Source organism: Aureibaculum koreense (assembly GCF_034296135.1).
Classification (GTDB): domain Bacteria; phylum Bacteroidota; class Bacteroidia; order Flavobacteriales; family Flavobacteriaceae; genus Aureibaculum.
Genome location: NZ_JAXKVV010000020.1, coordinates 17,779 through 31,483, shown reverse-complemented (window position 1 = coordinate 31,483; position 13,705 = coordinate 17,779). Strand labels below are relative to the sequence as shown.

11 protein-coding genes are annotated in these 13,705 nt (G+C 33.3%); all 11 read left to right on the top strand.

Going from position 1 to position 13,705, the window contains the following annotated elements:
- The first annotated feature begins 42 nt into the window (after positions 1 to 42).
- The 11 genes from lpxD to UMM65_RS13935 all read left to right on the top strand — a co-directional run bounded on the left by lpxD (position 43) and on the right by UMM65_RS13935 (position 13,695).
- Complete coding sequence (lpxD, locus tag UMM65_RS13985) at positions 43 to 1,086, top strand: UDP-3-O-(3-hydroxymyristoyl)glucosamine N-acyltransferase (protein WP_321977377.1); 1,044 nt, start codon at positions 43 to 45, stop codon at positions 1,084 to 1,086.
- Positions 1,076 to 2,470, top strand: coding sequence for a bifunctional UDP-3-O-[3-hydroxymyristoyl] N-acetylglucosamine deacetylase/3-hydroxyacyl-ACP dehydratase (locus tag UMM65_RS13980; RefSeq protein ID WP_321977376.1), 1,395 nt, complete (start codon positions 1,076 to 1,078; stop codon positions 2,468 to 2,470). The genes lpxD and UMM65_RS13980 overlap by 11 nt, the downstream gene beginning before the upstream one ends.
- A 2-nt stretch (positions 2,471 to 2,472) precedes the next feature.
- Entirely contained in the window at positions 2,473 to 3,258 is a 786-nt protein-coding gene (lpxA, locus tag UMM65_RS13975; protein ID WP_321977375.1) for an acyl-ACP--UDP-N-acetylglucosamine O-acyltransferase, read from the top strand.
- Positions 3,259 to 3,266: 8 nt separating this feature from the next.
- Complete coding sequence (efp, locus tag UMM65_RS13970) at positions 3,267 to 3,836, top strand: elongation factor P (RefSeq protein WP_321977374.1); 570 nt, start codon at positions 3,267 to 3,269, stop codon at positions 3,834 to 3,836.
- A gap of 6 nt (positions 3,837 to 3,842) precedes the next feature.
- Entirely contained in the window at positions 3,843 to 4,778 is a 936-nt protein-coding gene (locus tag UMM65_RS13965; protein ID WP_321977373.1) for a UDP-3-O-(3-hydroxymyristoyl)glucosamine N-acyltransferase, read from the top strand.
- A gap of 92 nt (positions 4,779 to 4,870) precedes the next feature.
- On the top strand, positions 4,871 to 5,743 hold the full coding sequence (gene sucD, locus UMM65_RS13960) for a succinate--CoA ligase subunit alpha (protein ID WP_321977372.1): 873 nt from the start codon (positions 4,871 to 4,873) through the stop codon (positions 5,741 to 5,743).
- A gap of 211 nt (positions 5,744 to 5,954) precedes the next feature.
- Positions 5,955 to 8,921, top strand: a complete 2,967-nt coding sequence (locus UMM65_RS13955) for a M16 family metallopeptidase (RefSeq protein ID WP_321977371.1) — start codon at positions 5,955 to 5,957, stop codon at positions 8,919 to 8,921.
- A gap of 106 nt (positions 8,922 to 9,027) precedes the next feature.
- Complete coding sequence (gene fabG, locus UMM65_RS13950) at positions 9,028 to 9,774, top strand: 3-oxoacyl-[acyl-carrier-protein] reductase (RefSeq protein ID WP_321977370.1); 747 nt, start codon at positions 9,028 to 9,030, stop codon at positions 9,772 to 9,774.
- A gap of 21 nt (positions 9,775 to 9,795) precedes the next feature.
- On the top strand, positions 9,796 to 11,823 hold the full coding sequence (locus UMM65_RS13945) for a VWA domain-containing protein (protein ID WP_321977369.1): 2,028 nt from the start codon (positions 9,796 to 9,798) through the stop codon (positions 11,821 to 11,823).
- Complete coding sequence (locus UMM65_RS13940; RefSeq protein WP_321977367.1) at positions 11,810 to 12,751, top strand: hypothetical protein; 942 nt, start codon at positions 11,810 to 11,812, stop codon at positions 12,749 to 12,751. The genes UMM65_RS13945 and UMM65_RS13940 overlap by 14 nt, the downstream gene beginning before the upstream one ends.
- 53 nt (positions 12,752 to 12,804) lie before the next feature.
- Positions 12,805 to 13,695, top strand: coding sequence for a cation diffusion facilitator family transporter (locus UMM65_RS13935; protein WP_321977366.1), 891 nt, complete (start codon positions 12,805 to 12,807; stop codon positions 13,693 to 13,695).
- Positions 13,696 to 13,705 lie beyond the last annotated feature (10 nt).

Below are 13,705 nucleotides of genomic sequence, written 5' to 3'. Positions count from 1 at the left end.
ATATTTCGCAAATCGTTAATCTTTTTTTATATTTTTGCAGAAATGAAATTTACAGCACAGCAAATCTCAGAAATACTTCAAGGGGAGATAGAGGGTAATCCTTTAGTTGAAGTTTATAAGCTTTCAAAAATAGAAGAGGGGGAGAAAGGGTCCTTGACTTTTTTATCAAATCCTAAATACACTTCTTTTTTATATTCCACAAATGCGTCTATAGCAATAGTAAATAAAAGCTTTGTTCCAGAAAAAAATATTAGTGCAACTTTAATTAAGGTTGAAGATTCATATAAAGCTTTTTCTAAATTATTAGAGTTTTACAATCAAGTAAAATTGAATAAAACCGGAATTGAAAGACCTAATTTTATAAGCGATTCCGCTAAACTGGGCAAAGAAGTTTATATTGGAGCTTTTGCTTATATAGGTAACAATGTTGTAATTGGTGACCATGTCAAGATTTATCCTAATGTGTACATAGGCGATAATGTTACCATTGGAGAAGGAAGTATGCTTTTTGCAGGATCAAAAATAAATTCTGAATCAATAGTAGGCAAATATTGTGTCATACATTCTGGGGTTATTATTGGTTGTGATGGATTCGGATTTGCACCCGATGAGAAAGGTATTTATAGTAAAATACCGCAAACGGGAAATGTAATTTTAGAAGATAATGTTGACGTAGGTTCTGGAAGTACTATTGATAGAGCTACTTTAGGCTCTACAATTATAAGAAATGGAGTGAAAATCGACAATCAAATTCAGATTGCCCATAATGTTGAAATTGGCGAAAACACAATAATTGCCGCTCAAACTGGAATAGCGGGTTCTACAAAAATCGGTAAAAATTGTAAGATCGGTGGGCAGGTTGGTATCGTTGGGCATCTTAAAATTGGTGATAATGTAAGCATTCAGGCTCAGTCGGGCATAGGCAGAAACTTAAAAGATAATGAAGTGGTACAAGGTAGCCCTGCATTGCCTTATTCAGACTATAACAAATCATATGTACATTTTAAAAATTTCTCCAAATTAGTGGATAAAATTGATGAGTTAGAAAAAATGTTAAATGCACAAAAAGAAGTTAATGAGCAATAAACAGAAAACAATTAAAAAAGAAATTTCGCTTTCGGGCGTAGGTCTTCACACGGGTAAACAGGTCAATTTAACTTTTAAGCCTGCACCTGAAAATTACGGTTTTGCTTTCACAAGGGTAGATTTGGAAGGAAGCCCTGTTATTGAGGCACGGGCAGACTATGTTGTTGACACACAACGTGGTACCAATATAGAAAAAAATGGAGTAAAAATTCAAACCAGCGAGCATGTCCTAGCTGCTATTGTGGGATTGGGCATAGATAATATCAGTATTGAATTAGATGCCCCTGAACCACCTATTATGGATGGCTCTTCAAGATATTTTGTAGAAGCTTTAGAAAAAGCCGGATTGCAAGAACAAGAAGCCGAAGTTGAGGAATATGTGGTTAAGGAAATTATATCTTATAAGGATGAGGTTAGCGGAAGTGAAATCATTTTAATGCCTTCAGATCATTATGAGGTAACTACGATGGTCGATTTTGGTACGAAAGTGTTAGGTACCCAAAATGCGACTTTAAAACAAATGTCCGATTTTAAAGAAGAAATTGCTTCTGCCAGAACTTTTAGTTTCTTGCACGAAATTGAAATGTTACTGGATAACAATTTAATCAAAGGCGGCGACCTAAACAATGCAATTGTTTATGTTGATAATGAAATCTCTCCAGCAACAATGGAGAAATTGAGAAAGGCGTTTAATAAAGAAGAAATTGCCGTAAAACCTAACGGAATACTCGATAATTTAACCTTACATTATCCAAATGAAGCTGCAAGGCATAAATTGTTGGATGTTATTGGAGATTTAGCTTTGGTCGGAGTAAAAATTAAGGGTAAAGTTATTGCAAACAAACCTGGACATGGTGTAAATACTCAATTTGCCAAGAAGTTGGCAAAATTGATAAAAATTGAAAAACGCAATAATGTTCCTCAATTTGATTTGAATGAACCACCATTAATGGATATTCACCAAATTATGGATATCTTACCGCACAGACCTCCGTTTTTATTGATCGATAGAATTTTAGAATTGACTGATAAAACCGTAGTGGGTGTAAAAAATGTGACCATGAACGAACATTTTTTTGTAGGTCATTTTCCTGGGGCACCCGTAATGCCAGGTGTCTTGCAAGTAGAGGCTATGGCACAAACGGGCGGGATTTTGGTTTTGAGCACAGTACCAGACCCAGAAAATTATTTGACTTATTTTATGAAAATGGATAATGTTAAATTCAAAAGAAAAGTTTTACCTGGAGATACCATTATTTTTAAAGCAGAATTAATTGAGCCTATAAGAAGAGGAATTTGCCACATGCAAGCTTATGGATATGCTAATAATAAATTAGTTGTTGAAGCACAGTTAATGGCACAAATCGTTAAACGAACAGATTAATTATGAATCAACCATTAGCTTATATTCATCCTGGAGCCAAAATTGCTAAAAATGTAGTTGTAGAGCCTTTTACCACAATTCACAACAATGTAACCATCGGTTCGGGTACTTGGATCGGCTCAAATGTTACAATAATGGAAGGTGCCAGAATTGGTAAAAATTGTAATATTTTTCCTGGAGCTGTAATTTCAGCAATTCCACAAGATTTAAAATATCAAGGAGAAGACACCACAGTTGAAATAGGGGACAATACAACAATTAGAGAATGTGCTACTATTAACAAAGGTACTTCGGACAGAATGAAAACCATAATCGGCAATAATTGTTTAATTATGGCGTATTGCCATGTTGCTCATGATTGCTTTATTGGTGACAATTGTATATTTTCTAATAATTCTACATTAGCTGGCCATGTTACGGTTGGCGATAATGTGATATTGGCAGGATTGGTTGCAGTTCACCAGTTTGTGTCCATTGGTCAACATGCTTTTGTAACGGGAGGTTCATTGGTTCGTAAAGATGTTCCACCTTTTGTTAAGGCGGCAAGAGAACCACTTTCTTATGTAGGGATTAATTCCGTTGGTTTACGCCGTAGAGGTTTTTCCTCAGAAAAAATTAGGGAAATCCAAAATATTTATAGAATACTTTATCAAAAGAATTATAACAACTCGCAAGCTGCTCAAATCATTGAAGCAGAAATGGAGGCAACACCAGAGAGGGATGAGATTCTTCAATTTATTAGAGATTCTCAACGTGGAATTATGAAAGGATATTTTAGTAATAATTAAAAGATTATATGGCAACTACATCAGATATTAAAAAAGGTTTGTGCATAGTTTACAATAACGATACGTATAAAATCGTGGAATTTCAACATGTAAAACCGGGCAAGGGGCCAGCATTTGTACGTACCAAATTAAAAAGTTTGACCAATGGAAAAGTGCTGGACAATACTTTTTCTGCGGGACACAAAATAGAAGAAGTGCGTGTTGAAACACGTAAATATCAGTATTTGTATAAAGAAGGAGATTCAACTTATCATTTTATGAACAATGATGATTATTCACAAATTGCACTTCAAAAAGATATTTTGGATAGTCCTGATCTAATGAAAGAAGGAGAAACCGTTACCATAGTAGTTAGGGCGGAAGACGAGTTGCCGCTTTCTGTAGAAATGCCCGCAAGTGTTGTACTGGAAATTACACAGACCGAACCGGGTGTAAAAGGAAACACGGCTACCAATGCTACAAAACCAGCAACAGTTGAAACTGGGGCCAGTGTAAATGTTCCTTTGTTTATTAATGAAGGAGATAAGATAAAGATTGAAACCGATAAAGGGACTTATCAGGAAAGAGTCACTGAGTAAACAATTATGAAATTCCCTAAAACACACACTTTAAAAGAAATTGCCCAACTTATTAACAGTGAGTTTATTGGTGATGAAAATTTTTCTGTTTATGGAATGAACGAAATCCATGTGGTTGAAGAAGGGGATATTGTATTTGTAGATCATCCTAAATACTATGATAAGGCATTAAATTCTGCTGCATCCGTCGTTTTAATCAATAAAAAAGTAAGTTGTCCCGAAGGTAAAGCTCTTTTGATTTCAGATGATCCTTTCAGGGATTTTAGTAAGCTGGCAAAACATTTTAATCCATTTAAAAAAGCAGATAAAGCAATCGCCGAAACAGCAATTATAGGCGAGGGAAGTATTATTCAGCCTAATGTTTTTTTGGGCAATAATGTTAAAATAGGTAAAAACTGTTTAATTCATCCCAATGTAACCATTTATGATGGCTGTACCATTGGGGACAATGTAACTATACATGCAGGAACTGTTTTAGGTTCTGATGCTTTTTACTATAAAAATAGAGAAACCGGTTTTGATAAATTAGTATCCTGCGGAAACATTATTATTGAAAACAATGTCGATATTGGAGCTTCTTGTACTATTGACAGGGGCGTTACTGGAAATACAATCATTGGGGAAGGTACAAAAATCGATAATCAAGTTCAAATTGCACATGATACAATTATCGGTAAAAAATGTTTGATAGCATCACATGTAGGTATTGCAGGCTGTACCGTTTTAGAAGATGAAGTTACGTTGTGGGGTCAAGTAGGTGTTATCAGTGGGGTCACTATTGGTAGAAAGGCCGTTGTTTATGCCCAATCCGGTGTTGGTGGAGATTTAGAAGGAGGCAAAACTTATTTTGGATCACCTTGTGACGAAGCTAGAAAAAAATACAGGGAATTAGCTGGGATTAGAGTTTTACCTGAAATAATTAATAAAGTAAATAAGATTTAATACCAATAATTTTTTAAAGTTAGTTGTAAGAATTACTTTTGCTGTAATAATGTAAAACAATTAACTTAATCTCAAATAACTAATAACCAACTATGAGCGTTTTAGTAAACAAAAATTCAAAAATAATTGTTCAAGGTTTTACTGGTAGTGAAGGTACTTTTCACGCTACACAAATGATTGAATATGGCACCAATGTAGTTGGCGGTGTAACGCCAGGTAAAGGCGGGCAAAAACATTTAGACAAACCTGTTTTTAATACGGTTGCGGAAGCTGTTGAAAAAGCAAAAGCCGACACCAGTATCATTTTTGTGCCACCAGCATTTGCTGCCGATGCAATAATGGAGGCTGCTGAGGCGGGAATAAAAGTAATTATTTGTATTACCGAAGGTATTCCTGTTGCAGATATGGTAAAAGTTAAGGCTTATATTGATGATAGAGATTGTAGATTAATCGGTCCAAACTGTCCAGGTGTTATTACACCAGGGGAAGCCAAAGTAGGTATTATGCCGGGTTTTGTATTTAAGAAAGGTAAAGTAGGCATTATTTCTAAATCTGGTACATTAACTTATGAAGCTGCTGACCAAGTTGTAAAACAAGGTTTGGGAATTACTACTGCCATTGGAATTGGTGGTGATCCTATAATTGGTACTACTACTAAAGAAGCAGTTGAATTATTGATGAACGATGATGAAACCGAAGCTATTGTAATGATTGGCGAGATTGGTGGACAATTGGAAGCGGATGCTGCGAGATGGATCAAAGCTGACGGAAATAGAAAACCAGTAATCGGTTTTATAGCAGGGCAAACCGCACCAAAAGGAAGAACAATGGGGCATGCCGGAGCAATAGTTGGCGGTAGTGATGATACTGCACAGGCAAAGATGAAAATTTTAGCTGAAAACGGAATTCATGTTGTGGATTCTCCTGCGGAAATTGGATTAAAAGTTGCCGAAGTTTTAGGATAATCTTAAAATAAATATAAATAAACCTGTTTGGAACTTTCAAACAGGTTTTTTGCTTTTATAGAATCCATCTTGTTATTTAATTATATTATTTAAGTGATTAAAAATCTGTTTTTTATGTTAAAGTTATATTAATATAAGCAGAGTTTTAAAATTTTATAATCTAGGTTAAATATATTTGCTAAAATTTTAACAATCACCAAATTAATACTTTATGAAAAAAATTCAACTTCTTTTTGTTTTGGCTTTTTTAGCTGTTTTAACCAGCTGTAAAATAAATCCAGAAAAAAACTCTAATTATGTATCAGAAACACATGCAGATGCCAACAGTTACACTTATAAAACCGTAAAAAACGACCCTACTGGTTTGCGTTTATATACTTTGGACAATGGGCTGAAAGTATATTTGAGTAAAAATACAGACGAACCTAAAATTCAAACGTTTATTGCCGTTAGAGCTGGGTCTAATTATGATCCAAAAGAAACAACGGGCTTGGCCCACTATTTAGAGCATATGCTATTTAAAGGTACGGATAAGTTTGGTACGGCAGATTGGGAAAATGAAAAAAAGTACTTAGCTAAAATTTCTGATTTATATGAACAGCATAAAGCGGAAAATGATATTGAAAAGAAAAAAGCAATTTATCGACAGATAGATAGTGTATCCTTAGAGGCTTCAAAATTTGCTATTGCAAATGAATATGATAAAATGACAGCTTCATTAGGTGCACAAGGTACTAACGCTCATACTTGGGTTGAAGAAACGGTATATCAAAATAAAATACCCGCCAATGAGCTGGAAAAGTGGCTAAATTTAGAAAGTGAACGTTTTAGTAAACTTGTTTTACGATTGTTCCATACGGAATTAGAAGCTGTTTATGAAGAGTTCAACAGAGGGCAAGACAATGATTTTCGTAAAAAATTCTCTGCCATGTTAGCAGGGCTTTTCCCAAATCATCCTTATGGCCAACAGACTACAATTGGCACTTCTGAGCATTTAAAAAACCCTTCAATGGTTGCTATAAATAACTATTTTGAAAAGTATTATGTGCCTAACAATATGGCATTGGTTTTAGTGGGCGATCTAGACTTTGATAAAACCATAAAAATGGTTGATAGTAGTTTTGGTAAGTTAAAAAAGAAGGAAGTGGTACATCCTGATTTACCAAAAGAGTCTCCAATTACCGAACCTATTATTAAAGAAGTGTTTGGCCCAACGGCTGAAAGTATGTCACTTACATTTAGAACAGATAAAATAGGTAGCCAAGAAGAAAAATTGGTTACTTTGGTTGATATGTTATTGGCAAATAGTCAAGCTGGATTATTCGATTTAAACCTAAATCAACAACAAAAAGTTCAAAGAGCAGGTTCTTTCACAATATTTTTCAACGATTATGGTCTGCATAATATGGATGGTACCCCAAAAGCAGGTCAGTCATTAGAAGAAGTAAAAGATTTAATGTTGGAACAAATTGAAAAGATTAAGAAAGGCGAATTTGAAGATTGGATGTTAGATGCAGTTGTAAATGATTTGAAATTATCACAGACCAGACAGTATGAAAGCAATACAGCTTTGGCTAGTGCATATTTCAATGCATTTATTCACCGTCAAGACTGGAAAGACAGAATTCAGTTTTTAGATGATTTAAAGAAAATAACTAAACAAGAAGTGGTTGATTTTGCCAATAAATTTTATAAGAACAATTATGTTGTAGTATATAAAAAACAAGGTGAAGATAAAAACATTGTAAAAGTTGAAAATCCTGGTATTACACCAATTGAAGTAAATAGGGATATGCAATCAGATTTCGTTAAAAACTTCAACGCCCAAACTTCTGAAGATCTTAAGCCACGTTTTGTAGATTATAAGAATGAAATTAAAAACACGGCATTAGATAATGGACTAGAAGTTGCTTATGTAGAAAACAAAAATAATGATTTATTTGATTTGAATATTATTTTTGATATGGGTAGTGATAACAACAAACAACTATCATTAGCGGTAGGTTATCTAGATTTTTTAGGTACTGCAAGTTTGTCCCCTGAAGATGTAAAAAAAGAATTTTATAAGTTAGGTATTTCTTATGGGGTTCAGGCACAAGGAGATAAATCTTATGTATATATCTCTGGGTTAAAGGAAAATTTGGCTAAAGGGCTAAAATTATTAGAAGATTTATGGGATAATGCAGAAGCCGATCAAGAATCGTACAATAAATATGTTGCCAAAATATTAAAAGATAGGGAAGACAATAAAACCCAAAAAAGCAATATTCTGTGGAACGGATTATTTAATTACGCAAAGTATGGCGAAAATTCTCGCTTAAGAAATATTTACACAGCTGAAGAATTACGTGCAATTAATCCAACAGAATTGGTAGCCTTGGTAAAAGATTTGAAAAATTATAAGCAACGCGTGTTTTATTATGGTAAAGATGTAGAAGCAGCGGTGGCAGCTATGAATGATTATCATAAATTACCCGAGAATTTAAAAGACTACCCAGATCCTATAAAATATGAGGAAAAGGAAACAGGTGATCAAGTTTATTTTACCGATTATGACATGGTGCAATCGGAATTGGTGTTTGTTTCAAAAGGAAAACAATTTGATCCAAAAGAATTAGCAGCTTCAAGGGTTTTTAACGCTTATTTTGGTAGCGGGCTTTCATCAATTGTATTTCAAGAAATCAGGGAGTCAAAATCATTGGCATACTCAGCTTTTGCGGCATATGCTGATGCCGGCAAAAAAGACGATTCTAATTATATTTATGCCTATGTGGGTACACAAGCCAATAAATTAACACAGGCTGTTGATGCTATGTTAGAGCTAATGAACGATATGCCTAAGGCAGATAAGCAATTTCAAGCAGCAAAAGAATCTGTCTTAAAACAAATAGCTGCAGAACGTATTACCAAATCAAACATTTTTTGGAGCTATGAAGGCTTAAAGAACAGAGGTATAGATTATGATAATAGAGAAGAGATTTACAATGAGGTGAAAAAAATGACTTTAGAAGATCTTTCCGAATTTTTTAATGAGAATATTAAAGGTAACAAGTATACTTCCGTAGTAATTGGAAACAAAAAAGACCTAAAGGTTAACGCACTTAAAAAATTAGGTAAAATTAAAGAGCTAGATGTAGATTATTTATTTAATTATAAAATAACTGAGATTAAGCAATAGTAATTCCAGTTTATGGGATAAACCATCATCTAGATATATTTAGGTGATGGTTTTTTTATTTCAAGCTAAACTATTTCCTTATATTTGAATATTAAAAATATTTTAAATGAAACTATTAGAAAATAAAACCACATTAATAACGGGAGCGTCAAGAGGAATTGGTAAAGGCATAGCCGAAGTTTTTGCAAAGCATGGCTCTAATATTGCTTTTACTTTTAATGCTTCGGCAGAAGCGGCTCAAGCATTAGAAAAAGAACTACAATCCTATGGAATTAAAGCCAAGGGTTTTCAATCCAATGCCGCAAATTTTGAAGCCGCACAACAATTGGCAACTGATGTTATTAACGAGTTTGGAAATATTGATATTTTAATAAATAATGCGGGAATTACAAAGGACAACTTATTGTTACGTATATCTGAAGAGGATTTTGACAAAGTAATAGAGGTAAACTTAAAATCGGTTTTTAACCTTACAAAAGCAGTTATAAAACCAATGATGAAGCAACGTTCAGGTTCCATTATCAATATGAGTTCGGTAGTGGGTGTAAAAGGTAACGCAGGGCAATCTAACTATGCCGCATCAAAAGCTGGAATTTTAGGATTTACAAAGTCCGTAGCTCTTGAACTAGGTTCAAGAAATATTCGTTGTAATGCCATTGCACCAGGATTTATAGAAACTGAAATGACAGGAGCACTGCCCGAAGAAACCGTGCAAAGTTGGCGTGATGGTATTCCTTTAAAGCGTGGTGGAACTCCAGAAGATATTGCCAATGCCTGTGTGTTTTTAGCTTCTGATATGTCAGCTTATGTTACGGGTCAAACTTTAAATGTTGATGGGGGAATGTTAACTTAAAATATTCAGATAGTTTATTTAATGACTCAAAATACAATTTTACTAATAATACTTGCTGCCATCATTGCATTAATGATGGCTTTTTTTCAGTATTACTATAAAAATAAAAACCGTAGTAAAACCAATTTACTATTAACTTTTTTGCGGTTTTTATCTATTTTCTCTTTATTTGTCTTATTGGTAAATCCAAAGATTAAATCGAACACAATAGAAAATATTGAGCCTATACTAAACGTCTTGGTTGACAATTCAAAATCCATTACTTATGCTAACGAACAAGACAAAATAAATACATTCGTCAAGCAAATAAAGGGAGATTCAGATCTTAATAAAAAGTTTGACATAAATTATTATGCTTTTTCTGATGATTTATACACACAAGACACCTTTTGGTTTAACGATTCGCAAACCAATATTGTAAATCCACTTCAAAAGCTTCAGGCTTTGCACAAGGACAATATTGCCCCTACTATTTTAATTACCGATGGTAACCAAACACAAGGAGCTAATTACGCCTATTATAAATCAAAAAACCCAATTTATACGGTGGTGGTAGGAGACACTTTACAATACGACGATTTAAAAATTAGTCAAATAAACGTAAACTCTTATGCCAATCTAAATAATAATTTTCCTGTTGAGGTTTTTGTACAATATAATGGGGACAAAACCATAAATCAGAACTTTACGGTATCTCAAAACGGTAATGTGGTATTTAAAAAATTATTGACTTTCAGCGATAGCAAATCGTCGCAGAAAATTCAGTTCAACTTAAACGCTAATGCCGTTGGTGTTCAAAATTATAGTTGTAGTGTTACCACGTTAGCTAATGAAAAAAATACAGTCAACAACCGAAAAAACTTTAGTGTTGAGGTTGTTAATGAACAAGCTGAAATATTGGTTTTAAGTACTGTTAATCATCCCGATATTGGTATGTTGAAAAGATCGATTTCTTCAAATAAGCAACATAAAATTGTTATTGAAAATAATTTAAATAAAGATTATAAATATAAAGAATATCAATTAGTTATACTATATCAACCAAATAATAAGTTTAATAAAATATTTAAAGATATAGAGACGGCTAAAGCTCATATGTTTATTATTACGGGGCCAGATACGGACTGGAATTTCTTAAATAATGTCCAGCCTTTTTTTACTAAAAACTATGTATCCAAAAAAGAAAATTATGTGCCAATTTTTAATACAGAATATGACGAATTTATAACTGAAGATATTCAATTTTCGGAGTTTACACCATTAAAAGGATTTTTTGGAGAAGTAAAATTCAATGTGCCACATAAAACAATACTCTATCAAAGTATTTTAAATTTTGAAACAGAAAATCCATTATTGGCAACTTTTTCTGTGGATGGTAGGCGAGGGGCCATATTGTTAGGTAGCGATATTTGGAAATGGAGAATGCAAAGCCATTTACAACAAAATTCATTTCAGCAGTTTGACAATTTCTTCAACAAATTAATTCAATATTTATCTTCAACCAGAAAATATGACCGTTTAGAAATAGAATATCAGCCATTTAATTATGCAAATCAAGATATTGTAATAAAAGCACAGTTTTTTGACGCAACATATGTATTTGACAATAGTGCAAGTTTGGTATTATCGTTGACTAATAAATCTACTAATGAGAACACTAAAATTCCATTTACCCTGAAGAATAATCATTATGAAGTGGTTTTTAAAGATTTAAAGCCAGGGGATTATAGTTTTTCTGTTCAAACAGAAGATAGAACAACTACTAAGTATGGTAGTTTTAGCGTGCTGTCATATGACATAGAACAACAATTAACCACTGCCAATGCAACAGATTTAAAACTTTTGGCAGCATCCTCTGATGGATATTCTGCACATATTTATAAAACGGAGCTTTTAATAGAAAAGCTGCTACAAGAAAATCGATATAAAACCATCCAAAAAAGTAAACAACAAATACAATCTTTAATAGATTGGAAATGGTTGTTGGCACTAACATTGTTATCCTTAACTTTAGAGTGGTTTATAAGAAAATATTATGGAAAAATTTAAGAATAGAGAGGTAGCAACTACAGTTTTGTTCATATTTTTTTTAGGCGGTTTTGTTTATGCACAGCAAAAAGAATCTTTACGTGTCCGATTATGGCAAAGAGTTTTAAGTGAAGATGACCTTAAAGGTAATGACGTCCAAGATTTTTTAGACAATAAAGGTTGGCAAGAATGGGAGGAATGGGTAGATACGATGAATTCTAATGTTGTAATTGATGACACGGAAAAAGGTTATTTGCAAATTAACAGATTTTACCAACAAACCACAGCAGGGGCTTACAAAGAGAAAAATGGCAATCATACCATTTTACAAAACACAAAATTTAGGCATTTTAATAGGGGTATCTCTTCAAACAAAAATCTGGTAGGTGTGCTACCCAAAAATTTCGGAATTACAGATTTTATTTCGGATACTACCCACGTTGAACCCTCATTTTATAGTGTATTTTATATAGTAGCGGATATCCCTAGAACTGGTACGGATACACAGGTAACTATTAAATTAATTCCTTTTGGGATGTTTCACAAAGGCAATTTGCTTACTTATAAGATCAAAGAATATAATAATGAAAATAATATATTTCTGTATGGCTTTAAGCATGAGGTAATTGACAAATTAAATGATGAGCAGACCTTAACTTATTTAAAAGATAGGCAATTTGATACCATTTCAGAAAAAGATAAAGAAGTTGTCGACCAATTTATTGCCGAAGATGGTCAATTCAATACTATGGAAGATTTGAGTAAGCTGATGGTACATCTAAATAAAGTTTATAAATTATATTTCGCAATAAATTATAAGAGTATCGTTTTAGGTTGGAATCGTGAGGAGGGTAGGTTTTTTATTAAGGATCAAATAAAAAACGATAAAGAAGAACTTTCATTCAAAGAATTTTTAGAAAACGCGGAATATTACATGGCAATTCAGTAATAGTCATTGCATCTTTATGCAAAAACGAACGTCATATATTTAAAATATAGAATATGGCACATCAACATGGTCACCATCATAACACTGGCAATATAAAAGTTGCCTTTTTCTTAAATTTGGTATTTACCATTATTGAGTTTATCGGTGGTATATATACCAACAGTTTAGCGATAATGTCAGATGCCTTACATGATTTAGGCGATAGTTTGAGCTTAGGTTTGTCATGGTATTTTCAAAAACTTTCAAATAAAGGAGCTACTAAAAAATTTTCTTACGGTTACAAAAGGTTCTCGTTATTAGGAGCTATAATTAACTCCATTGTTTTGGTTGTAGGTTCTGTTTTTATTATAAAAGAAGCCATTCCGGGGCTGGTAAATCCGCAACAAGTAAATGCAAAAGGAATGATGTGGTTGGCGATCTTGGGTATACTGGTTAACGGAGCTGCGGTTTTTAAATTGAAACAAGGCACTTCAATGAACGAGCGTGTGGTATCGCTACATTTATTGGAAGATGTGCTTGGCTGGGCCGCGGTGCTGATTGCCAGTATTGTTATGCAATTTTGGGATATCCCAATTTTAGATCCCATTCTTTCACTATTGATTGCGGCGTTTATTTTATTCAATGTTTTTAAAAATATTAAAGAAACGCTAAGAATAATTTTACAGGGCACACCCAAGCAAATCTCGGTTGAAGCTATACGCAATCAATTAAAAAATATGCCTGAAATCAATGAAATACACGATTGCCATGTGTGGAGTTTAGATGGTGAATATAATTTGTGCTCATTGCATGTGAGTTTAAACGATAGTTCTGTCTCCATCAACGATACGCAAAGTATTAAGCAAAAAATCAGAAAATTGTTACATGATGATTTTGAAATTGAACACGTTACGCTCGAATTGGAATCCTCCAACGAAGATTGTGAATATAAAGATGGATGCTAAAGAGACTACT